Origin of the sequence: Flavobacterium fructosi, from assembly GCF_042787335.1 — a bacterium.
GTDB lineage: Bacteria > Bacteroidota > Bacteroidia > Flavobacteriales > Flavobacteriaceae > Flavobacterium > Flavobacterium fructosi.
The window spans coordinates 219863-242089 of the sequence record NZ_JBHZQA010000004.1 but is presented as its reverse complement, the minus strand read 5'-3'; the positions used below and the strand labels follow the sequence as shown (position 1 = coordinate 242089).

The following is a 22227-nucleotide window of genomic DNA, read 5'->3' as shown; positions in this document are numbered from 1 at the left end:
AGATGGGACAAAAGACAAATCCAATTGGAAATAGACTTGGTATCATCAGAGGATGGGACTCAAACTGGTATGGTGGAAATGATTACGGTGATAAGCTTGCCGAAGATCACAAAATCAGAAAGTATATCCATGCTCGTTTATCAAAAGCTAGTGTATCAAAAGTAATCATTGAGAGAACTTTGAAACTTGTAACCGTTACTATCACTACTGCTAGACCTGGTATCATTATCGGAAAAGGTGGACAAGAGGTAGACAAGTTAAAAGAAGAACTTAAGAAAATTACTGACAAAGAGGTTCAAATCAACATCTTTGAAATTAAAAGACCTGAACTTGACGCGTATCTAGTTGCTACAAGCATCTGTCGTCAAATCGAAAGCAGAATTTCTTACAGACGTGCAATCAAAATGGCTATTGCTGCTTCTATGCGTATGAACGCAGAAGGTATCAAAGTTTTGATTTCTGGTCGTTTGAATGGCGCTGAGATGGCTCGTTCAGAAGGTTTCAAAGAAGGTAGAGTTCCTCTATCAACTTTCAGAGCTGATATTGATTATGCACTTGCTGAGGCGCATACTACTTATGGTAGAATGGGTATCAAAGTGTGGATCATGAAAGGTGAAGTTTATGGAAAGAGAGATCTTTCTCCGCTTGCAGGAATGGATAAAAAACAATCCGGAACTGGTGGTGGTAAAGGTGGCGATTCTCCGAGAGGAGATAGAAAGCCTTTTAATAAAGGTGGAAAACCAGACGCTCGTAAAAGAAAGTAAATTTTTAAACTAAAGAAAAATGTTACAGCCTAAAAGAACAAAATACCGTAAGGTACAAAAGGGTAAAATGAAAGGAAATTCTCAAAGAGGACATGAACTTTCTAATGGAATGTTTGGTATTAAATCTGTACATGAAGATGGAATGTTCTTAACCTCTCGTCAAATCGAGGCTGCGCGTATTGCTGCAACTCGTTTTATGAAAAGAGAAGGACAATTATGGATCAAAATATTTCCAGACAAACCTATCACTAAGAAGCCTCTTGAGGTACGTATGGGTAAAGGTAAAGGTGCAGTTGAGTATTGGGCTGCCGTTGTTAAACCCGGAAGAATTATGTTCGAAGTTGGAGGAGTTCCTTTGTCAGTTGCAAAAGAGGCATTACGTCTTGCGGCACAAAAGCTTCCAGTAAAAACTAAATTCGTCGTTGCTAGAGATTTCGAAGCATAATTTATATTATATTATGAAACAATCAGAAATAAAAGATCTTTCTGCAGCGGAGTTGCAAGAAAAGCTTAGCCAGACTAAGAAAACATATGCTGATCTAAAAATGGCTCACGCTATTTCGCCAATTGAGAACCCACTTCAAATTAGAAGTGTAAGAAGAACAGTTGCTAGATTAGCTACAGAACTTACTAAAAGAGAGTTACAATAACTGTATTCTGCTGAAAGATGGAAGAAAAAAGAAATTTAAGAAAAGAAAGAGTTGGTGTTGTTACTTCGGACAAAATGGATAAATCTATTGTTGTTGCAGAAGTAAGAAAAGTAAAACACCCATTATACGGTAAGTTCGTGTTGAAAACTAAAAAGTATCACGCACACGACGAAAAGAACGACTGTAACGTTGGAGATACTGTAAGGATTAGCGAAACGCGTCCTTTAAGTAAAACTAAATGTTGGAGGTTAGTTGAAATCCTAGAAAGAGCTAAATAATTATGGTACAACAAGAATCAAGACTAAAAGTAGCAGATAACACTGGAGCAAAGGAAGTTTTAACTATCCGTGTTTTAGGAGGTACCAAAAGAAGGTATGCCTCTGTTGGTGACAAGATTGTAGTTTCTATCAAAGATACTGCTCCAAACGGAAGCGTTAAAAAAGGAGCTGTTTCAACTGCAGTTGTTGTACGTACCAAAAAAGAAGTGAGAAGAGCCGATGGTTCATACATTAGATTTGATGACAACGCATGTGTGTTATTGAATGCTGCTGGTGAAATGAGAGGAACTCGTGTTTTTGGTCCGGTAGCAAGAGAACTTCGTGAAAAACAATTCATGAAAATTGTATCATTAGCACCAGAAGTGCTTTAATTCGTTTTTAAGATGATAAAGCTAAAAATAAAATCAGGTGACATCGTAAGAGTAATTGCTGGAGACCATAAAGGTGCTGAAGGTAAAGTATTACGTGTTTACCGTGAGAAAAACAAAGCGATTGTTGAAGGTGTAAATATGGTTTCAAAACACACGAAACCTAGTGCAAAAAGCCCTCAAGGTGGTATCGTGAAGAAAGAAGCTTCTATACAAATATCTAACATCTCTTTAATTGATCCTAAAACTAAGGAAACAACTAGAGTTGGTATTAGAGTAGAAGGAGATAAGAAAGTAAGATTTTCAAAAAAATCTAATCAAGTACTATAGTAATGGCATATATACCTAGACTAAAAGAAGAATATAAGAGCAGAGTAATTGCTGCTCTTAAAGAGGAATTCGGATACGTAAACGTAATGCAAGTTCCAAAATTGGACAAAATCGTTTTAAGTAAAGGAGTTGGTGCAGCTGTATCTGATAAAAAACTAATTGACTATGCAGTTGATGAGTTGACAAAGATCACTGGACAGAAAGCAGTATCTACTATTTCAAAGAAAGACGTTGCGTCATTCAAATTGAGAAAAGGGATGCCTATTGGAGCAAAAGTTACTTTGCGTGGAGAAAGAATGTATGAGTTTTTAGATAGACTTATTACTTCAGCTTTACCACGTGTAAGAGATTTCGGTGGTATTAAAGCTACTGGTTTTGACGGAAGAGGAAATTACAACCTTGGAGTTTTGGAACAAATCATTTTCCCAGAAATTGATATTGACAAAGTAAACAAAATTTCAGGTATGGATATCTCTTTTGTAACTACTGCAAAAACAGATAAAGAAGCAAAGTCTCTATTGACAGAATTAGGATTACCTTTTAAAAAGAATTAAGACATGGCTAAAGAATCAATGAAAGCCCGCGAGGTTAAAAGAGAAAAAACGGTAGCAAAGTATGCTGAGAAAAGAAAAGCTTTGTTAGAAGCTGGAGATTTCGTAGGTTTGCAAAAGTTACCAAAAAATGCTTCGCCAGTTCGTTTGCACAATCGTTGTAAATTAACAGGTAGACCTAGAGGGTATATGCGTCAATTTGGTCTTTCACGTGTTACATTTCGTGAAATGGCAAATAACGGATTGATACCTGGTGTTAAAAAAGCATCTTGGTAAGACGTAATTTATTACGTCCTGATACAGACTTAACGAACGTTTTGTCTGTATCATAAACATTTATAAATTGGTTTCAGGTTCGATAAATAGTTTATCGAAAACCAAAACCGCAAATTGATACATATGTATACAGATCCTATTGCCGATTATTTGACAAGAGTTCGTAACGCTGTGGCTGCAAACCACAAAGTTGTCGAAATTCCTGCATCTAATCTAAAAAAAGAAATAACAAAGATCTTATTTGATCAAGGTTATATCTTGAGTTACAAATTTGAAGACAACGCTGTTCAGGGGTCTATCAAGATTGCTTTGAAGTATGATAAAGATACTAAAGAGTCAGTAATTAAAGATATCCAAAGAATTAGTAAACCAGGTTTACGTAAATATTCAAGTTCTTCAACTATTCCTAGAATTCTTAACGGATTAGGAATTGCTATTGTTTCTACATCAAAAGGTTTGATGACAGGAAAGAAAGCCAAACAATTAAATGTTGGTGGTGAAGTAATTTGTTACGTATACTAATTTAAAGACTATATAAGATGTCAAGAATAGGTAAAAGTCCGGTTGTAATCCCTGCTGGTGTAACTGTTGAAGTTGCAAATGGTATAATTACTGTAAAAGGAAAAAATGGTCAACTAACTCAGGAGTTTTCGGACGTTACTGTTACGGTTGAAGACGGTCAAGTTCAAGTAGATAGATCGTCTGATCACAAAGACCAAAGAGCAAAACACGGTTTGTACAGATCTTTAATCAATAACATGATTATCGGTGTAACAGATGGTTTTACTAAATCATTAGAATTGGTTGGGGTTGGTTATAGAGCTTCAAATCAAGGACAAAAATTAGATTTAGCACTTGGTTATTCTCACAATATAGTTTTAGAAATTGCTTCAGAAGTTGTTTTGGAAACGATATCTGAAAAAGGTAAAAACCCGATTGTGAAATTAACATCAATAGACAAACAACTTTTAGGTCAAGTAGCTGCGAAAATTAGAGGTTTCCGTAAGCCAGAACCGTACAAAGGGAAAGGTGTTAAATATGTAGGGGAAGTAGTAAGAAGAAAAGCAGGTAAATCAGCTTAAAAAATAAGATTATGTCATTAACAAAACCTGAAAGAAGACAACGAATTAGATTCAGAATTAGAAAAACAATTAGTGGTACTGCTACTAATCCAAGACTATCTGTATTTAGAAGTAACAAAGAAATTTATGCTCAACTTATTGATGACGTAAACGGTGTTACTATATTGGCGGCTTCTTCAAGAGAAAAAGAAATAGGTAACGGTACGAATATTGAAGTTGCTACAGCAGTTGGGAAATTAGTTGCTGAAAAAGCAATAAAAGCTGGGATAGAGGTAGTAACTTTCGATAGAGGAGGTTATTTGTATCACGGTCGTATTAAATCATTAGCGGAAGGCGCGAGAGCGGCTGGACTTAAATTCTAATATAGTATGTCTAATAGTAAATACAAGAATGTAGAGCTAGTAAAGCCAAGTGGTCTTGAATTAAAAGATCGTCTGGTAAGTGTTAATCGTGTTACTAAGGTTACAAAGGGAGGTAGAGCTTTTGGTTTTTCTGCTATTGTAGTCGTAGGTGATGAAAATGGAGTTGTTGGTCACGGATTAGGAAAATCTAAAGATGTTTCTGAAGCAATTGCGAAAGCAGTGGAAGATGCAAAGAAAAATTTAGTAAAAATTCCTTTGAATGGTCAATCAGTTCCTCACGAACAAAAAGGTAAATTTGGTGGTGCACGTGTATTTTTAATTCCGGCCTCTCATGGTACAGGAGTTATTGCTGGTGGAGCTGTTCGTTCAGTTCTTGAATCAGTAGGTATTCATGATGTATTATCTAAATCTCAAGGATCTTCAAATCCTCACAACGTAGTGAAAGCAACTTTTGATGCTTTATTACAAATGAGAAGTGCTTATACTGTTGCAAAACAAAGAGGTGTTTCTTTAGAAAAAGTTTTTAAAGGTTAATTCAAGGAAATTATGGCTAAATTATTAGTAAAACAAGTTAGAAGCAAAATCAACTGCCCTCTTACTCAAAAAAGAGGTTTGGAAGCTTTAGGTCTACGTAAAATGGGACAAATTGTAGAGCATGATTCAAATCCTACAATCCTTGGGATGATAAATAAAGTTAAACACTTAGTTTCTGTTGAAGAAACTAAATAACAAATACTGTTATGAATTTAAGTAATTTACAACCTGCTGAAGGTTCTACACACAATCAAAATAAAAGATTAGGTAGAGGAGAAGGTTCTGGAAAAGGTGGTACTTCTGCAAGAGGTCACAAAGGAGCAAAATCTCGTTCTGGTTACTCTAAAAAGATTGGTTTTGAAGGTGGGCAAATGCCACTTCAAAGACGTGTACCTAAGTTCGGTTTTACAAACATCAATCGTAAAGATTACGAAGGTGTTAATCTAGACACACTTCAATTATTGGTTGACAATGGTGTGATTAAAGATACTGTTGATATGACAGTTTATGTTGCTAATCGTTTGGCTACCAAAAATGAAATTGTTAAGATTTTAGGTAGAGGTGAATTGACAGCAAAATTAAAAGTAACCGCTCACAAATTTACTGCTACTGCAAAAGCTGCGATTGAAGCTGCTGGTGGAGAAGCCGTAACCATGTAATTTTTCAATTAGTATGAAGAAATTTATTGAATCAATAAGTAATGTTTGGAAAATCGAGGAGCTAAAAAATAGAATCTTAATCACGTTAGGACTTCTTTTAGTTTATCGTTTTGGGGCACACGTTACACTTCCTGGAATTGATGCAACTCAATTAAACAGTTTAGCTGGTCAAACCAAAAATGGTATTGGATCTATTTTAGATATGTTTACCGGAGGTGCGTTCTCTAAAGCTTCAGTTTTTGCTTTAGGTATAATGCCATATATTTCTGCATCTATTGTTGTTCAGTTGATGGGAATTGCGATTCCATATTTGCAAAAGCTTCAAAGTGATGGAGAAAGTGGCAGAAAGAAGATTAATCAAATTACCCGTTGGTTAACAATAGGTATTACTTTAGTTCAAGGTCCAACGTATATTTATAATTTGTACAGAACCTTACCTAGTAGTGCTTTTTTGTTAGGATTTAATTCATTTGAATTTTTATTTTCTTCAGTAGTGATTCTTGTTACAGGGACAATATTTGCCATGTGGTTAGGAGAAAAAATTACTGATAAAGGTATTGGAAACGGAATATCGTTGTTGATTATGGTTGGTATCTTGGCGAGATTGCCTCAAGCTTTTATACAGGAATTCACAACTAGAGTTACTAACAATAATGGTGGGCCAATGTTATTGGTTATCGAAATTATTATTTGGCTTTTAGTTATTATTGCTTGTGTATTACTAGTAATGGCGATCAGAAAAATACCGGTGCAGTATGCTCGTCGTACAACTTCAGGGGATTACGAACAGGATTTAATGGGTGGAAATAGACAGTGGATTCCATTGAAGCTTAATGCTTCGGGTGTTATGCCTATTATATTTGCTCAGGCCATTATGTTTATTCCAGCTGCAGTGGCGGGCTTATCAAAATCAGATGCATCACAAACAATTGTTGGCGCTTTTAGTAACATGTTCGGATTCTGGTATAATTTTGTATTTGCAACTTTGATAGTTGTATTTACTTTCTTTTATACGGCAATTACGGTTCCTACTAACAAAATGTCTGATGATTTAAAGAGAAGTGGTGGTTTTATTCCTGGTGTTAGACCTGGAGTTGAAACTTCTGATTATCTTGACAAAGTGATGTCTTTAATAACTTTTCCAGGATCTTTATTTCTTGCTCTGATAGCTGTGTTCCCAGCAATTGTTGTGAGTCTGATGGATGTTCAGCAATCTTGGGCAATGTTTTTTGGAGGTACTTCATTAATAATTATGGTTGGTGTTGCCATAGATACAATTCAACAAATTAATTCATACTTGTTAAACAAACATTATGATGGTTTAATGAAAAGTGGTAAAAATAGAAAAGCAGTAGCTTAACTTATGGCAAAACAATCAGCAATAGAACAAGACGGATCAATCATTGAAGCATTATCAAATGCAATGTTCCGTGTAGAGTTAGAGAATGGACATATTGTAATCGCCCACATATCTGGAAAAATGCGTATGCATTACATCAAATTATTACCTGGTGATAAAGTGAAACTAGAAATGAGCCCTTACGATTTGTCAAAAGCAAGAATTACTTATAGATATTAAAGGATATTCAAAATGAAAGTTAGAGCTTCAGTAAAAAAGAGAAGTCCCGAGTGCAAAATTGTGCGAAGAAAAGGGAGATTGTACGTAATAAACAAAAAGAATCCTAGATTTAAACAAAGACAAGGATAATTATGGCAAGAATAGCAGGGGTAGATATCCCGAAAAATAAGAGAGGTGTTATAGCACTTACCTACATCTTTGGATTAGGAAATAGTAGAGCTATTGAGATTTTAGAAAAAGCTCAAGTTAGCCAAGATAAAAAAGTTCAAGATTGGAATGATGACGAGATCGGAGCAATTCGTGAAGCAGTATCAGCATTTAAAATTGAAGGAGAATTACGTTCTGAGGTTTCTTTAAACATCAAACGTTTAATGGATATTGGTTGTTACAGAGGTATCCGTCATAGAACTGGTCTTCCTTTAAGAGGGCAAAGAACTAAAAATAACTCTAGAACAAGAAAAGGTAAAAGAAAAACTGTTGCTAACAAGAAAAAAGCAACTAAATAATAAGTAATATGGCTAAAGCAACTGCAAAAAAACGTAAAGTTATCGTTGAATCAACGGGAGAGGCTCATATTTCTGCTACCTTCAATAACATCATCATTTCTTTGACAAACAAAAAAGGTGAAGTTATTTCTTGGTCTTCAGCTGGTAAAATGGGTTTTAGAGGTTCTAAAAAGAACACTCCATACGCAGCCCAAATGGCAGCAGAAGATTGTAGTAAAGTAGCTCTTGAGGCAGGACTTAAAAAAGTAAAAGTTTATGTAAAAGGACCAGGAAACGGACGTGAGTCTGCTATTCGTTCTTTGCATAATGGTGGAATTGAAGTTACAGAGATTATCGATGTTACTCCAATGCCTCATAATGGATGTCGTCCTCCTAAAAGACGTAGAGTTTAATACTCAAAATATTTTTAGTATAACCTAGATAGAATATCGATTATCGAAGGATAAGACCTGAATTCATAATCTCTATCTTAAACAATTTAAAATGGCAAGATATACTGGTCCAAGTACAAGAATCGCTCGTAAATTTGGTGAGGCAATTTTCGGAGACGATAAAGCTTTCGAGAAAAGAAATTATCCACCCGGACAACACGGGATGGCAAAAAAAAGAGGTAAAAAGTCTGAATTTGCTATCCAGTTAATGGAGAAACAAAAAGCTAAATATTCTTACGGAATTTTAGAAAAACAATTCAGAGGTTTATTCAAAAAAGCATCAGCTACTAAAGGTGTTACTGGTGAAGTTCTTTTGCAATTATGTGAAGCAAGATTAGATAACGTTGTTTTTAGAATGGGTATTGCTCCTTCTAGAAGAGGTGCTAGACAACTTGTTTCTCACAGACACGTTACTGTTAATGGTGATGTTGTAAATATTGCTTCATACCACCTTAAACCTGGTGATAAAGTTGCAGTTCGTGAAAAATCTAAATCTTTAGAAGCTATCGAACGTTCTTTATCTAATTCAAGTCATGTTTATGAATGGATTACTTGGAATAACGATATCAAAGAAGGTACTTTCGTTTCTGTACCTGCGAGACTTCAAATCCCAGAAAACATTAAAGAACAATTAATCGTAGAGTTGTACAACAAATAATAATTGACTTAGTCGAAATTTATGGCAATATTTAATTTTCAGAAGCCCGATAAAGTTATCATGATCGATTCAACCGATTTTGAAGGTAAATTTGAATTCAGACCTTTAGAACCTGGTTACGGATTGACTGTTGGTAATGCACTTAGAAGAGTTTTGCTTTCAGCATTAGAAGGTTATGCAATTACATCTGTTCGCATTGAAGGTGTAGATCATGAATTTTCTACTATTCCAGGAGTTGTTGAAGACGTTACCGAAATTATCCTTAATCTTAAACAAGTGCGTTTCAAACGTCAAATTGAAGATATCGATAATGAAGCAGTTACTATTTCTGTTTCTGGTAAAGATCAATTAACAGCTGGTGATTTTCAAAAATTCATTTCAGGTTTCCAAGTTTTGAATCCAGAACTAGTTATCTGTAATTTAGATAGTAAAATCAAACTGAACTTCGATTTAACCATCGAAAAAGGTAGAGGATATGTTCCTGCTGAAGAGAACAAAAAACAGAATGCTGCAATAGGAACTATTTTTACGGATTCTATTTTTACTCCGGTAAAAAACGTAAAATACGCAATTGAAAACTTCCGTGTAGAGCAAAAAACGGATTATGAAAAATTAGTTTTTGAAATAAAAACGGATGGTTCTATTAATCCAAAAGATGCACTTACTGAAGCTGCGAAAGTTTTAATTCACCATTTCATGTTGTTCTCTGACGAAAGAATTACACTCGAGGCTGACGAAATTGCACAAACAGAATCATATGATGAAGAGTCATTACATATGAGACAATTGCTTAAAACTAAGCTTGTTGACATGGATTTATCTGTAAGAGCATTAAATTGTTTGAAAGCGGCTGAAGTTGATACACTTGGTGATTTAGTATCGTTCAATAAAAATGACCTAATGAAATTCCGTAATTTTGGTAAAAAATCTTTAACTGAACTTGATGAACTTGTTGCAGTTAAAAATTTGAACTTCGGTATGGATTTAGCAAAATACAAACTAGATAAAGAATAATCTAAGCCGGAAGGTTTAAATTTACATAGCAATGAGACACGGAAAAAAATTCAATCACTTAAGCAGACAGACTGCACATAGGAAATCTATGTTAGCTAATATGGCTTGTTCTCTTATCGAGCACAAACGTATTAACACTACTGTCGCTAAAGCAAAAGCGCTTAAACAATTCGTTGAGCCTTTAATAACAAAATCAAAACAAGATACGACTCACAATCGTCGTATCGTTTTTGCTTACTTACGTAGCAAATATGCTGTAACTGATTTATTCAGAGACGTAGCCGCTAAGGTAGGTGACCGTCCAGGTGGATACACTCGTATCATTAAAGTTGGAAATCGTTTAGGAGATAATGCTGATATGGCAATGATCGAACTGGTAGATTTCAATGAACTTTACAATGGTGGTAAAAAAGAAGTTAAAAAAGTGAAAAGCCGTCGTGGTGGAAAAGCAAAGAAAGCAGATGAGGCTACTGAAGCTCCAGCTGCTGAAACTGAAACTACAACTGACGCTGCTGAATAATTATGAAAATAATCATTCAATAAAAATCAAGGATAAGCTATTAGTAGTTTATCCTTTTTTTTTGATTTTTTAGGAGCAGTGTATTATATTCTTATAAGAATATTTGACCTGCTTTTCGCTATGTCTTTTTTCTTATTTTTTCTTTATCAGAATTTTAAAAAAAAGGATGCCGCTCCAATCAGGGCTATTTAGTATTTTTGTTTTTCATAGGAAAGTTCAAAAAAATATAATCGAGTCTTCAAAACTTATATTTCTTTTAATCCTTGCATCCATTGGTTTAAAGAATTAAATTTGTACAATATTTAACTACACATGAAATATACAACACGACAAAAAGCAATTCTTCTATTAAGTGACGGCACCATATTCCACGGAAAATCTATTGGAATCAGTGGGACTACTTTTGGAGAAGTTTGTTTTAACACAGGAATGACAGGGTACCAAGAAATATTCACTGATCCATCTTATTTCGGTCAATTAATGGTGGCTACTAATGCCCATATAGGGAATTATGGAGTAAATGAGCTAGAAGTTGAATCAGATAGCATTAAAATTGCTGGTTTAGTTTGTAAAAATTTTAGCTTTAATTATTCGCGTGAAGGAGCTTCAGGGAGTTTAGAAGACTATTTTATTAAACAAAACCTTATCTGCATCTCTGATGTAGATACACGTGCTTTGGTGAGCTATATTCGTGACAACGGCGCTATGAATGCTGTGATTTGTACAGATGAAACCACAATTGAAGAATTGAGAGATTTACTGGCAAAAGTTCCAGACATGAAAGGTTTGGAATTAGCTTCTAAAGTATCTACTAAGGAGCCTTATTTTTATGGGGAAGAAAATGCAACCTATAAAATCTCAGCTCTTGACTTAGGAATTAAAACGAATATTCTTCGTAACCTTGCCAAAAGAGATTGTTATATCAAGGTTTTTCCTTTTGATTCAAGTTATCAAGACTTAGCTGCGTTTAATCCAGATGGATATTTTTTATCTAATGGTCCTGGTGATCCGGAGCCTCTTTCTGGAGCAATTCAGATAGCTAAAGAAATTTTGGAGAATAATAAACCTTTATTTGGGATTTGTCTCGGGCACCAAGTAATTGGATTAGCAAATGGTATTTCAACGTATAAGATGTTTAACGGACATAGAGGAATCAACCATCCCGTGAAAAATTTAATTACTGGAAAAGGCGAAGTTACTTCTCAAAATCATGGTTTTGCAGTAAATAAAGAAGAATTGGACAATCATCCAGATTTAGAGATTACACATCTTCATCTCAATGATGGAACTGTAGCAGGAATGCGTATGAAAAACAAAAATTGTTTCTCTGTTCAATATCATCCTGAAGCAAGTCCTGGTCCTCACGATTCTTCTTACTTATTTGATCAATTCATTGAAAATATTAAGAGGTAAGATTTTGTTACGGTTATTCTATAAAATATAGAAATTTAAAACATTAAGGGTTTGATTTTTTAATTAAAGTCAAATCCTTTTTTTTTATTTAGCAATATAATGTTACATTCCAAAACGATAGGTTTCTGGGATTTGATTTCTTTGTCGTTGAATTTAGGTTGGATGTAATGCACTTGTTTCATCTAGGAAAATAAATGCATCATATTTTTTTGGTAAAATTGTAGGAACATAATTTCCAAATCTTTCATGTTCTGGATTACAAACAACTCCTATTGCACGATGACCAATATAGGACGATAGACATTTCTCCTCTTTTATTCATTAATAATAATCTGTTTTGTCCATTGCTTGCAAGATGAAAAGTTTGTTCCCAACTTCCTTCAACTGCTTCGGGAACTTTTATTTTTCGCATGGAATCGCTCCATTCTCTACCGGCAACACACTTTCTTTGTACGATGCAGATGCTACTGCAACAACTCCGTCAGTTGAATGTTGCTCTCTTAATCGTTGTCCTATATTACCCATTCCGTAGGATGCCATATCTGTAGCGCGTGTATCACCGATATGAGTGTTATGTTCGCAAACTATTATTTTCGAGTCCTTTCCATGGAATTTCATCAGTCGTTCTATAATGGAAACCATGTGCTCATCACAAATATTCCAAGAGGCGGAACCTCATTTTATCATAGCGGGATACTATTTTTTGGCGTTTCTTGCATTGAATGCATTTTGTTCTGTGCTTAAAATATTTTCAGCATTATGACTGTAATTTGGAACATTTCTTACTATTTCGGTAAGCATATGCAGGGTTTCTTTTTTAGATAATTCCGGAACATAGGATTAGGCGCGAGCATTGGTTAGTTCTGGTCTTTGCCATAAGGTTCAAAACATTTCATGACAATTTTTGCTATCGCTAGTGCTTGTGGATCATTTTTTTCTAAATAGTGAATAATGGAATTCATAGATTGTCTAAAACTGCATACTTCTAGCCCATAAAACCCGATTCTTTTGTCGGACGGAAGATCTATTTTGTAACCTTTTTGCCAATCTATAAATACTGCTATTTCCCAATTTGCCCATTTCCATGTTGTCCATCTTTTAAATTCATTTAGAACGGTGTAAACATCGGTTCCCGAATTTAGATATCCTTTTGTAAAACGATTCAATCGGTAGCAGTCCGGCCAATCACCTTTAACTCCTGCAAAAGAAAATCTTTTTTCCTGAATTAGCCTTTGTGTAATTTTAGCGCTCTATGTATAGTATGCGTGCGTTTCATATGAGGCGTTGTCTATAAGGACATATTTTGCATCTCCAATATAATTCATAAGTGGGTCAAGATCTGCGAGATTATCCATCGGAGTAGCTGTTTTCTTTAACAATTCTATAATTTCACTAGAATTGGTTAAATTGTTAAGGTTTTTAAAAGTTCTCATCCTATTTTTATTTTTTTTAATTAGTAGAGTGAATAGTTGAAATTTTTAAAAAGAAAGTTACGATATATCTTCTTTAGTGTTCTTTACATAGTATAAAATAAAGTTAGTCTATATTATTGATAATAAGGTAATTTCGGTTTTGTTTGAGACTTTATAATAATTTTTATTAATTAGAGATTGCAAATGATGGGTTGTGGTGAAAGCGTAATATTTTTTTTATTTTTAGCATAATTGAATAAAAAAATAGCAGATAATGTAAAAATAAATTATTGATACAGTCTAAATGTTTTGTTTGTCAAATAATTATAACGTTTTCGTTAATAACATTCGTTTTTTTCATAAAATCATTCGAAAAGATAGAATATATTTGTATTTTAAAATTTAAACTTTAGTATTATGAGTATAATTATCAAAATTCACGCAAGACAAATTTTTGATTCAAGAGGAAATCCTACAATAGAAGTAGATGTAATTACAGATAATGGTGTTTTAGGAAGAGCTGCTGTTCCGTCTGGAGCTTCAACTGGAGAGCATGAAGCAGTTGAATTACGCGATGGAGGAAAGGCATTTCTTGGAAAAGGCGTTTTGAATGCAGTGAAGAATGTTAATACCGTAATTTCTGAAGAGCTTTTAGGAGTTTCAGTTTTCGAACAAAATGTTATCGATCAAATGATGATTGATTTAGACGGGACACCTAATAAATCTAATTTAGGAGCAAATGCTATTTTAGGCGTTTCTTTAGCTGTTGCAAAAGCGGCTGCTAATGAATTAGGATTGCCTTTATACCGATATGTAGGTGGCGTTTCTGCTAATACATTGCCGGTTCCAATGATGAATATCATCAATGGTGGTTCTCACTCTGATGCACCTATTGCGTTTCAAGAATTTATGATTTTCCCTGTGAAAGCAAAATCTTTTTCTGAAGCAATGCAAATGGGAACAGAAATTTTTCACAGTTTAAAAAAAGTGTTACACGATAGAGGTCTTTCGACTGCTGTTGGTGATGAAGGTGGTTTTGCACCAAATCTTCCTGGAGGAACGGAAGATGCTTTAGATACTATCAAAAAAGCAGTTGAAAGTGCTGGGTATACTTTTGGAGATGAAATCATGATCGCTTTGGATTGTGCTGCAGCGGAATTTTATGTTAATGGTAAATACGATTACACTAAATTTGAAGGAGAAACGGGTAAGATTAGATCTTCTGCAGAGCAAGTTGATTATTTAGCAGAATTAGCAGCTAAATATCCAATCATTTCTATCGAAGATGGGATGGACGAGAATGACTGGGATGGATGGAAATTACTTACTGACAAAATTGGAGATAAAGTTCAGTTAGTGGGAGATGATTTATTCGTTACAAATGTAAAACGTTTGTCAACTGGTATTGAAAAAGGTATTGCTAATTCTATTCTTATAAAAGTGAACCAAATTGGAACTTTAACAGAAACTATCGCAGCAGTAAATATGGCCAAAAATGCGGGTTATACTTCAGTAATGTCACACCGTTCTGGAGAAACTGAAGATAATACAATTGCCGATTTAGCAGTAGCTCTAAATTGCGGTCAAATTAAAACAGGTTCGGCTTCTCGATCAGATCGTATGGCTAAATACAATCAATTATTAAGAATTGAGGAAGAATTAGGAAATACAGCGTATTTTCCGGGTTTAAATGCTTTTAAAATAAAATAATCTCGTATTTTTTTTTATCAAAAGCCATTCATGAAAATTGAATGGCTTTTTTAATATTTAACATATTGATTGGACTATTCTCTTTTTATTTAGTCTTAAATTCCCTAGATTTGGTAAATTATTATTTAAAAAAGTTTATTTCAATTATATTATGTCAAAAACAGCAATATTAGAGGTCAATGGTGAGAAATTTGAACTGCCTATTATCGTAGGAAGTGAGAGTGAAGCTGCTATTGATATTAGCAAATTACGTGATTTATCAGGAGTAATAACTCTTGATCCAGGTTACAAAAATTCAGGTTCATGTACCAGCGAAATCACTTTCCTAGATGGTGAACTTGGAATCCTACGTTACAGAGGGTATTCAATTGAGGATTTAGCCGGAAAAGGGCACTTTCTTGAAGTATCCTATTTAGTTATTTTTGGAGAATTGCCAACTGCAGCGCAACTGGAGCATTTTGAAACAAATATTAGAAAATACACTTTGGTCAATGAGGAAATGAAAAACATCATCGATGGTTTTCCTAAAACGGCTCATCCTATGGGTGTTTTAGCTGCTTTGACAAGTGCTTTGACAGCATTTAACCCAAAGTCGGTTAATGTTGAAAATGAAAAAGAAATGTACGAAGCGGTTTGTAAGACTATGGGTAAATTCCTAGTGATTGCTACTTGGACATACAGAAAAACGATGGGCTATCCTTTGAACTATTACGATAATACTAAAGGGTATGTGGAGAATTTTATGCGTTTAATGTTTGAATTGCCAACTGAACCATACAAAGCAAATCAAGTGGTAATCGACGCTTTGGATAAATTGTTTATTCTTCATGCCGATCACGAGCAAAACTGTTCGACTTCGACAGTTAGAATGGTAGGTTCTTCTCATGCAGGTTTGTTTGCTTCAATTTCTGCTGGAGTTTCCGCACTTTGGGGGCCTTTACATGGTGGAGCTAATCAAGCGGTACTTGAAATGTTAGAAGAAATTCACAGAACTGGTGGAGATGCTGATAAATATTTAGATAAAGCTAAAGACAAAAATGATCCTTTCCGATTAATGGGTTTTGGTCATAGAGTTTATAAAAATTTCGATCCAAGAGCAAAAATTATAAAAAAGGCGGCAGACGAAGTTTTAGCTACTTTAGGTGTTGATGATCCAATTCTTGCTATTGCAAAAAAATTAGAGGAATCAGCACTTGTTGATGAGTATTTTGTGTCAAGAAAACTATATCCAAACGTAGATTTCTACTCTGGAATCATATACAGAGCATTAGGAATTCCTACTGATATGTTTACCGTAATGTTTGCAATAGGTCGTTTACCTGGATGGATCGCACAATGGAAAGAAATGCGTGAAAACAAAGAGCCTATTGGAAGACCGAGACAAATTTACACAGGTCATCCTTTGAGAGATTTTAAAACATCGGATAAAAGATAAATTCAATTTAAAAAGCTTCACTAATTTGTGAAGCTTTTTTTATATTTGTGAAAATCAAAAAAGATGCTTGAGTTAAATATAAAGAACGAAACTTCTGGACTACGGGCTGTAGTTCTGGGGACTGCTTTACTTAATGGCCCAACCCCTACAGCTATAGAAGCTTATGATCCAAAATCTTTAGAGCATATATTGGAGGGGACTTATCCGCTTGAGCAAGATATGGTTAATGAAATGGAAGCGTTTGATAAGGTATTGAAAAAATACGATGTAACTGTTTTTCGACCTGAGATGATTGAGAATTACAATCAAATATTCACTAGAGATATTGGTTTTGTAATTGATGATATATTTGTTAAATCAAATATTTTACCCGAAAGAGAAAGAGAGTTAGATGCTATCAAATATATAATTGACCAAATTGATCCTAGAAAAGTGGTCCGTCCACCAGAGGAGGTGCATATAGAAGGCGGTGATGTGGTATTGTGGAATAATTATATCTTTATGGGGACCTATAAAGGAAGTGATTATAAAGACTACATTACGGCAAGAACAAATGTTCAGGGCGTACAGTATATCAAAGATTTATTCCCAAATAAAATTGTCAAAGAATTCGATTTGGTCAAATCAAAAATGGAAGCCAGAGATAATGCCTTACATCTTGATTGTTGTTTTCAACCTATTGGGAAGGATAAAGGAATTATTTACAAAAGTGGATTTCGTGAAGAGGCCGATTATTTATTTCTTGTGAACCTTTTTGGAAAAGAAAACTTATTTCACATCACTCGAGAAGAAATGTATGATATGAATTCGAATGTTTTTTCTATTGATACTGATGTAGTGGTTTCTGAAAAAAACTTTACCAGATTAAATAATTGGCTCCGTGGTAATGGTTTTGTAGTTGAAGAAATTCCATATGCCGAAATTGCCAAACAGGAAGGATTATTAAGATGTTCTACCTTGCCTTTAATTAGAGAATAATTTCGTAGAGACGCACCGTAGAGACGCACTGCAGTGCGCTTCTACTGTGCGTCTCTACAATAATAAAATAATAAAAAATATATGAAACAAACAACAAATTCCATATTGATGATTCGCCCGGTAGCGTTTCGAATGAACGAGCAAACGGCTGTAAATAACTATTATCAAAAAGTTTTAGACGGACTTTTGCCAGCGACGGTCAATGCAAAAGCACAACAAGAATTTGATGCTTTTGTGGATAAATTGAGAGCTGTAGGTGTTGAAGTAACTGTTGTTGACGATACTATAAATCCAGATACGCCAGATAGCATTTTCCCAAACAATTGGATTTCCTTTCACGAGAATGGTGATGTGGCGTTATATCCAATGTTTGCCGAAAATCGTCGCGAGGAAAGACGGGAAGAGATTTTGGATATGCTGGAAGACAACGATTTTGTAATTAATAATATTGTGGATTACACTTCAGCGGAGGAAGACGGATTTTTCTTGGAAGGAACCGGAAGTTTGCTTCTGGACAGAGTCAACAATAAAGCCTATTGTGCGTTATCACCTCGAGCAGATGAAGAATTATTCATAGAATTCTGTGAAGATTTTGATTATGCACCAGTAATTTTTGAAGCATATCACACTGTTGATGGAGAGCGAAAATTAATTTACCATACAAATGTGATGATGTGTTTGGGAGAAACGTTTGCTGTGATTTGTTCGGATTGTATAGATGACAAAAAAGAGCGTAAAATGGTTTTGGATAATCTGAAAGAGAATGGGAAAGAGATCGTCCTGATTACGGAAGCTCAGGTTAATAACTTTGCAGGGAATATGCTTGAAGTTCGTGGTGCAAATGACAAAAGGTATTTGGTTATGAGTACATCGGCATATCAAAGTTTAACGCCAAAACAAATTACACAGTTAGAAAAACATGCTGAAATATTAAGTTCAAGTTTAGATACTATAGAGGCTTGCGGTGGAGGAAGTGCGAGATGCATGATGGCAGAAATTTTCTTGCCTAAAAATTAATTTATTTTTTATAATCTGACATGGTTCTCCGCCTTGTCAGATTATAATTTTTTTTATCTATGTTAAATTCCCTTTAATTATATTGATAATTGCACTTACAATATATTGAATTCCAATGGCAATTACAATAAATCCTATAATTCTTGAAATAGCAACAATTCCAGAAGCTCCTAGTATTTTTGCTAAATAATGTGCACTTCTAAGAATGATAAAAATGGCAACTGCAATGGCTAGAATGGCAATTGAGGATATTATAATGTCGCTGGTTGAGTTGTGTTCCTGGTAAAATGCAATAAGTAAAGAAATAGATCCAGGGCCAGCAAGCATAGGAATTGCGAGTGGAGTCAATGCAATGTCATTTCTTTTTTGAGCATCGGTCTCTATTTTTTTGTTAATCCCTCTTTTTTTATTGAATTTTCCTGAAAGCAATGAAAATCCAGAACTTACAATGATTATTCCTCCCGCAATTCGCAGTGCGTCAATGCTGATTCCAAAAAATATGAGGACATATTGACCTATAAAAAAAGAGATTATTAGTATGGCAAATACATTTATAGCCGTCCATAACGAAATTCTGGAACGTTCTTGTTTGGTATCATTTTGTGTGAGTCCAACAAATATGGGAACAGTGCCAATAGGGTTTAAAACCGAAAAAAGAGCTACGAAAAGATAAATGAATAGATCCATATTGTTATATGTTAGATAGCAAAAATACTCTTTTTTTAAATTTCTTCTTCTTATTAATGTTAGGATATTGTTTTTATAAGTGTCGCAACAAAACCTTAAAATTGCCAAACGCTTCGTCCTTTTTGATTACTTTTGCACCATATAATTATGTAAAATGATAAAAAATAAAAAAACGTTGGTTCTTGGAGCTTCAACAAAACCAGCTAGGTATGCTTTTATGGCAATTGAAAAATTGGTCGAAAAAGGGCATTCCGTTCTCGCCATTGGTCAAAATGCAGGGGAAGTGGCAGGAATTAAAATCCAGACTAAAGCAATTCCACTAAAAAACATCGATACAGTCACACTATATCTTAATCCCTCCCGTCAACGCGATTATTATAATTTTATCGTTGAAGCAAAACCAAAACGTGTGATTTTTAATCCAGGTACAGAGAACCCGGAGTTTTATCAGTTGTTAAAATTAAATGACATAAAAGTAGAGATAGCTTGTACATTGGTTTTGTTGGCAACAAATCAATATTAGTTGTTAGGAGCTAATCCTGCTATCCATTTCAATCTTCGATAAAAAACAGTATTTTTCTAAATGTAAAAAGGAGCTTCCGTTGGTCGCTCTTTTTTTATTAGAAAAAATTACCGTTTTTTATTAAAGAATTTCCATTTCTATCAGGGCTAGAAAGCCAATAAATTTGAGATTTAAAAAGATATTTCCGTAAAATATTTTAAAATCGCGTTTCTTCTATCGCAGGTTTACTAATCATTAACAATCCAAGAAAAGTAATAAGTCCGTTGACGATAATTAGTTCATTATCGAAAATATATCCAAAAAATAACACTTTTGAATTTTCGCTGATAAAGAAAGTCAGCGCTGGTGATAGCAAACATATTAATGGCACCAGTTTGTCTTTAACGGTTTTCGTTTTTACAAATAATCCGAAACAGTACAATCCCAAAAGCGGGCCATACGTATAGGACGCAACTCTGAAAATCATTCCTACTACAGAACTGTCATTAATAGAATTAAAAAATACAATAACAAGAAACATTAAAAACGAAAAACCGATATGAACAAAATGTCTGGTTCGCACGATGTTTGGTTTGTTTAAATTTTCGATTTTATCCATTCCTAAAAAATCGACACAAAACGAAGTAGTAAGTGCTGTTAATGCGGAATCAGTGGTAGCAAATGTGGCGGCTGTTAAACCTAACAAGAAAACTATCGAAGGAATCAAAGTCAGATGATGAAAAGCAATTTCTGGAAAAAGTAAATCCGTTCTTGGTTTTCCAGTTATTAAATCGGTTGGGACTTCTATCCCGTTTTTATTGGCATAGATATAAAGTAATGCTCCTACGCTTAGAAAAAAGATATTGATAAGAACAAATATCCCTGTAAAAGTAAACATGTTTTTCTGTGCTTCACCAATATTCTTGCAACTTAAATTTTTCTGCATTAAATCCTGATCCAGTCCAACCATGGCGATGGTGACAAACATTCCACCCAGAATTTGTTTTACAAAATGAAATTTACTCGATACAAAATCGTCAAAAAAGAATGTTTTAGAGTAATTGCTGTTTTTTACTTCCTCAAAAGCTTGAAAAATATTCAGGTTCAAGCTGCTACAAATAAAGAAAATAGTCAAGAAGACCGAAGTGACTAAGAAGAAAGTTTGTAAAGTATCTGTAATGATAATCGTTTTTAAACCACCACGATAGGTATAAGCGAATATAAGTGCGAGGGAAATCAAAACCGTTACAGCAAACGGGATTCCATAATAATCAAAAACATAACGTTGTAAAACAATAACTACCAGATACAACCTAAACGAAGAACCAATTGTACGGCTAATCAGAAAAATCGTTGCTGCGGTTTTATAGGAATAAGTTCCTAATCGACGTTCTATATAACCATAAATGGAGGTCAAGTTCATTCGGTAGTATAAAGGGAGCAAAACCTTAGCAATTATTATGAATCCAACTGCATTACCCAACACAAACTGAAAATACTTGAATTGTTCACCGTTTGGTGAGCCCACTTCGCCAGGAACCGAAATAAATGTCACACCGGAAAGTGCCGTTCCAATCATTCCAAAGGCGACCAAATACCATTTTGAGTTTTTATTGGCTTTAAAAAAAGCATCATTTCCACTGTCTTTTTTACTTATAGCGTGGGAAATGTAAAATAGGATTCCGAAATAAATGGATACTAATAAGAGTATGGTGCTTGGAGTCATTTTTTGAGTTTAAAGTGACCAAAATACGATTTTTTGTTTAACGGATTAACCGTTTTATTCTTTTAACCATTTAACTAAAAAACAGATTGAACAAATTACTACATTTGCTTTTATGGAATTTTCTTCGAAATTAATAGAAAAAGCAGTCAATGAAATGTCTCAATTACCTGGGATTGGTAAAAGAACAGCACTGCGATTAGTACTGCATTTATTGAAACAACCTAAGGAACAAACGGGTTTTTTAGCGCAGGCAATAGTGACTATGCGCGAAGATATCAAGTATTGTGAAAGTTGTCATAATATCTCAGACAGTACGCTTTGTGAAATTTGTGCAAATAAAAACAGGAACCATCAAATTATATGTATTGTTGAGGATATCCGGGATGTGATGGCTATAGAAAACACAGGTCAATTTAGAGGGATTTATCATGTTTTAGGAGGTAAAATTTCACCAATAGACGGAGTGGGTCCCAGCCAGCTAAATATTACTACGCTTGTTGAAAAAGTAAAATCAGGAACTGTAAATGAAATAATTTTTGCCTTAAGTTCAACTATGGAAGGCGATACGACCAATTTTTATATCTACAAACAAATTGGTGATAATGAAATAATTATATCAACAATTGCAAGAGGAATTTCGGTAGGAGATGAATTAGAATATGCTGATGAAGTTACCTTGGGAAGAAGTATATTGCATAGAGTCCCTTTCGAAAAGTCTTTTAAAAGTAATTAATCCATTTTAAAAATTACGATTCTTTTTAAATAGTAAATGAAAACCTATATTT

At 34.3% G+C, this 22227-nt stretch carries 32 protein-coding genes and 1 pseudogene; 29 read left to right on the top strand and 4 right to left on the bottom strand.

Annotation, left to right across the window (positions count from 1 at the left end; genetic code table 11):
• The first annotated feature begins 2 nt into the window (after positions 1 to 2).
• The 23 genes from rpsC to carA all read left to right on the top strand — a co-directional run bounded on the left by rpsC (position 3) and on the right by carA (position 11975).
• Positions 3 to 764 carry a 30S ribosomal protein S3 gene (gene rpsC, locus ACFX5D_RS08870; RefSeq protein WP_073210367.1) on the top strand — a complete coding sequence of 254 codons (762 nt, stop codon included), beginning with the start codon at positions 3 to 5 and terminating at the stop codon, positions 762 to 764.
• A gap of 19 nt (positions 765 to 783) precedes the next feature.
• Complete coding sequence (rplP, locus tag ACFX5D_RS08865) at positions 784 to 1209, top strand: 50S ribosomal protein L16 (RefSeq protein WP_007803637.1); 426 nt, start codon at positions 784 to 786, stop codon at positions 1207 to 1209.
• Between the two features lie 13 nt (positions 1210 to 1222).
• Positions 1223 to 1414 carry a 50S ribosomal protein L29 gene (rpmC, locus tag ACFX5D_RS08860; RefSeq protein WP_047774317.1) on the top strand — a complete coding sequence of 64 codons (192 nt, stop codon included), beginning with the start codon at positions 1223 to 1225 and terminating at the stop codon, positions 1412 to 1414.
• Between the two features lie 17 nt (positions 1415 to 1431).
• Positions 1432 to 1692 (top strand): 30S ribosomal protein S17, encoded by a 261-nt coding sequence (gene rpsQ, locus ACFX5D_RS08855; protein WP_091203665.1) that lies wholly within the window; start codon positions 1432 to 1434, stop codon positions 1690 to 1692.
• A 2-nt stretch (positions 1693 to 1694) separates the two neighbouring features.
• The gene (gene rplN, locus ACFX5D_RS08850) at positions 1695 to 2063 is read left to right on the top strand and encodes a 50S ribosomal protein L14 (protein ID WP_026717863.1); all 369 of its coding nucleotides are present in this window, start codon (positions 1695 to 1697) and stop codon (positions 2061 to 2063) included.
• Positions 2064 to 2075: 12 nt separating this feature from the next.
• Positions 2076 to 2390, top strand: a complete 315-nt coding sequence (gene rplX / locus ACFX5D_RS08845) for a 50S ribosomal protein L24 (protein ID WP_035668111.1) — start codon at positions 2076 to 2078, stop codon at positions 2388 to 2390.
• Positions 2391 to 2392: 2 nt separating this feature from the next.
• Positions 2393 to 2944 carry a 50S ribosomal protein L5 gene (rplE, locus tag ACFX5D_RS08840; protein ID WP_379852344.1) on the top strand — a complete coding sequence of 184 codons (552 nt, stop codon included), beginning with the start codon at positions 2393 to 2395 and terminating at the stop codon, positions 2942 to 2944.
• 3 nt (positions 2945 to 2947) lie between these two features.
• Complete coding sequence (rpsN, locus tag ACFX5D_RS08835; RefSeq protein WP_007136553.1) at positions 2948 to 3217, top strand: 30S ribosomal protein S14; 270 nt, start codon at positions 2948 to 2950, stop codon at positions 3215 to 3217.
• A 123-nt stretch (positions 3218 to 3340) separates the two neighbouring features.
• Positions 3341 to 3739, top strand: coding sequence for a 30S ribosomal protein S8 (rpsH, locus tag ACFX5D_RS08830; protein ID WP_066081018.1), 399 nt, complete (start codon positions 3341 to 3343; stop codon positions 3737 to 3739).
• A 17-nt stretch (positions 3740 to 3756) separates the two neighbouring features.
• Positions 3757 to 4299 (top strand): 50S ribosomal protein L6, encoded by a 543-nt coding sequence (gene rplF / locus ACFX5D_RS08825; RefSeq protein WP_379857849.1) that lies wholly within the window; start codon positions 3757 to 3759, stop codon positions 4297 to 4299.
• 11 nt (positions 4300 to 4310) lie between these two features.
• Positions 4311 to 4661, top strand: a complete 351-nt coding sequence (gene rplR / locus ACFX5D_RS08820; RefSeq protein WP_073210377.1) for a 50S ribosomal protein L18 — start codon at positions 4311 to 4313, stop codon at positions 4659 to 4661.
• Between the two features lie 6 nt (positions 4662 to 4667).
• Entirely contained in the window at positions 4668 to 5195 is a 528-nt protein-coding gene (gene rpsE, locus ACFX5D_RS08815) for a 30S ribosomal protein S5 (RefSeq protein WP_035668102.1), read from the top strand.
• 12 nt (positions 5196 to 5207) lie between these two features.
• Positions 5208 to 5390: a 50S ribosomal protein L30 gene (rpmD, locus tag ACFX5D_RS08810; RefSeq protein WP_073210382.1), complete on the top strand. Its 183-nt coding sequence runs from the start codon at positions 5208 to 5210 to the stop codon at positions 5388 to 5390.
• Between the two features lie 11 nt (positions 5391 to 5401).
• A complete protein-coding gene (gene rplO, locus ACFX5D_RS08805) occupies positions 5402 to 5854 on the top strand; it encodes a 50S ribosomal protein L15 (protein WP_066081007.1) in 453 nt (150 codons plus the stop codon).
• A 13-nt stretch (positions 5855 to 5867) separates the two neighbouring features.
• Positions 5868 to 7214 carry a preprotein translocase subunit SecY gene (secY, locus tag ACFX5D_RS08800; protein ID WP_379857848.1) on the top strand — a complete coding sequence of 449 codons (1347 nt, stop codon included), beginning with the start codon at positions 5868 to 5870 and terminating at the stop codon, positions 7212 to 7214.
• A gap of 3 nt (positions 7215 to 7217) precedes the next feature.
• Complete coding sequence (gene infA / locus ACFX5D_RS08795) at positions 7218 to 7433, top strand: translation initiation factor IF-1 (RefSeq protein ID WP_007136545.1); 216 nt, start codon at positions 7218 to 7220, stop codon at positions 7431 to 7433.
• Between the two features lie 12 nt (positions 7434 to 7445).
• Complete coding sequence (gene ykgO / locus ACFX5D_RS08790; RefSeq protein ID WP_008992256.1) at positions 7446 to 7562, top strand: type B 50S ribosomal protein L36; 117 nt, start codon at positions 7446 to 7448, stop codon at positions 7560 to 7562.
• Positions 7563 to 7564: 2 nt separating this feature from the next.
• Entirely contained in the window at positions 7565 to 7939 is a 375-nt protein-coding gene (gene rpsM / locus ACFX5D_RS08785) for a 30S ribosomal protein S13 (RefSeq protein WP_073210387.1), read from the top strand.
• Positions 7940 to 7947: 8 nt separating this feature from the next.
• A complete protein-coding gene (gene rpsK / locus ACFX5D_RS08780) occupies positions 7948 to 8331 on the top strand; it encodes a 30S ribosomal protein S11 (protein WP_024981527.1) in 384 nt (127 codons plus the stop codon).
• A gap of 91 nt (positions 8332 to 8422) precedes the next feature.
• Positions 8423 to 9028: a 30S ribosomal protein S4 gene (rpsD, locus tag ACFX5D_RS08775; RefSeq protein WP_073210389.1), complete on the top strand. Its 606-nt coding sequence runs from the start codon at positions 8423 to 8425 to the stop codon at positions 9026 to 9028.
• A gap of 21 nt (positions 9029 to 9049) precedes the next feature.
• Positions 9050 to 10042 carry a DNA-directed RNA polymerase subunit alpha gene (locus tag ACFX5D_RS08770; RefSeq protein ID WP_073210391.1) on the top strand — a complete coding sequence of 331 codons (993 nt, stop codon included), beginning with the start codon at positions 9050 to 9052 and terminating at the stop codon, positions 10040 to 10042.
• Between the two features lie 31 nt (positions 10043 to 10073).
• Positions 10074 to 10562, top strand: coding sequence for a 50S ribosomal protein L17 (gene rplQ / locus ACFX5D_RS08765; protein WP_379857847.1), 489 nt, complete (start codon positions 10074 to 10076; stop codon positions 10560 to 10562).
• A gap of 312 nt (positions 10563 to 10874) precedes the next feature.
• Positions 10875 to 11975: a glutamine-hydrolyzing carbamoyl-phosphate synthase small subunit gene (gene carA, locus ACFX5D_RS08760; protein WP_379857846.1), complete on the top strand. Its 1101-nt coding sequence runs from the start codon at positions 10875 to 10877 to the stop codon at positions 11973 to 11975.
• 153 nt (positions 11976 to 12128) lie between these two features.
• Here the strand turns inward: carA and ACFX5D_RS08755 are convergent.
• A pseudogene (locus ACFX5D_RS08755) lies at positions 12129 to 12632 on the bottom strand (erythromycin esterase family protein).
• A 200-nt stretch (positions 12633 to 12832) separates the two neighbouring features.
• The gene (locus tag ACFX5D_RS08750) at positions 12833 to 13201 is read right to left on the bottom strand and encodes an erythromycin esterase family protein (RefSeq protein WP_379857909.1); all 369 of its coding nucleotides are present in this window, start codon (positions 13199 to 13201) and stop codon (positions 12833 to 12835) included.
• Between the two features lie 603 nt (positions 13202 to 13804).
• Here ACFX5D_RS08750 and eno point away from each other — a divergent pair.
• The 4 genes from eno to ctlX all read left to right on the top strand — a co-directional run bounded on the left by eno (position 13805) and on the right by ctlX (position 18527).
• Entirely contained in the window at positions 13805 to 15097 is a 1293-nt protein-coding gene (gene eno / locus ACFX5D_RS08745) for a phosphopyruvate hydratase (protein ID WP_379852341.1), read from the top strand.
• 151 nt (positions 15098 to 15248) lie between these two features.
• On the top strand, positions 15249 to 16532 hold the full coding sequence (locus tag ACFX5D_RS08740; RefSeq protein ID WP_379852340.1) for a citrate synthase: 1284 nt from the start codon (positions 15249 to 15251) through the stop codon (positions 16530 to 16532).
• A gap of 63 nt (positions 16533 to 16595) precedes the next feature.
• Positions 16596 to 17510, top strand: coding sequence for a dimethylarginine dimethylaminohydrolase family protein (locus ACFX5D_RS08735; RefSeq protein WP_379857845.1), 915 nt, complete (start codon positions 16596 to 16598; stop codon positions 17508 to 17510).
• 81 nt (positions 17511 to 17591) lie between these two features.
• The gene (gene ctlX / locus ACFX5D_RS08730; RefSeq protein WP_379857844.1) at positions 17592 to 18527 is read left to right on the top strand and encodes a citrulline utilization hydrolase CtlX; all 936 of its coding nucleotides are present in this window, start codon (positions 17592 to 17594) and stop codon (positions 18525 to 18527) included.
• Between the two features lie 57 nt (positions 18528 to 18584).
• On the opposite strand, the gene ACFX5D_RS08725 is transcribed toward ctlX, so the two are convergent.
• Entirely contained in the window at positions 18585 to 19214 is a 630-nt protein-coding gene (locus ACFX5D_RS08725; protein WP_379857843.1) for a MarC family NAAT transporter, read from the bottom strand.
• Between the two features lie 157 nt (positions 19215 to 19371).
• Here ACFX5D_RS08725 and ACFX5D_RS08720 point away from each other — a divergent pair, with 157 nt between their 5' ends.
• The gene (locus ACFX5D_RS08720) at positions 19372 to 19737 is read left to right on the top strand and encodes a CoA-binding protein (protein WP_379857908.1); all 366 of its coding nucleotides are present in this window, start codon (positions 19372 to 19374) and stop codon (positions 19735 to 19737) included.
• 196 nt (positions 19738 to 19933) lie between these two features.
• On the opposite strand, the gene ACFX5D_RS08715 is transcribed toward ACFX5D_RS08720, so the two are convergent.
• Positions 19934 to 21442: a sodium:solute symporter gene (locus tag ACFX5D_RS08715; RefSeq protein WP_379857842.1), complete on the bottom strand. Its 1509-nt coding sequence runs from the start codon at positions 21440 to 21442 to the stop codon at positions 19934 to 19936.
• A gap of 112 nt (positions 21443 to 21554) precedes the next feature.
• Here ACFX5D_RS08715 and recR point away from each other — a divergent pair, with 112 nt between their 5' ends.
• Positions 21555 to 22175, top strand: a complete 621-nt coding sequence (recR, locus tag ACFX5D_RS08710; RefSeq protein ID WP_379857841.1) for a recombination mediator RecR — start codon at positions 21555 to 21557, stop codon at positions 22173 to 22175.
• Positions 22176 to 22227 lie beyond the last annotated feature (52 nt).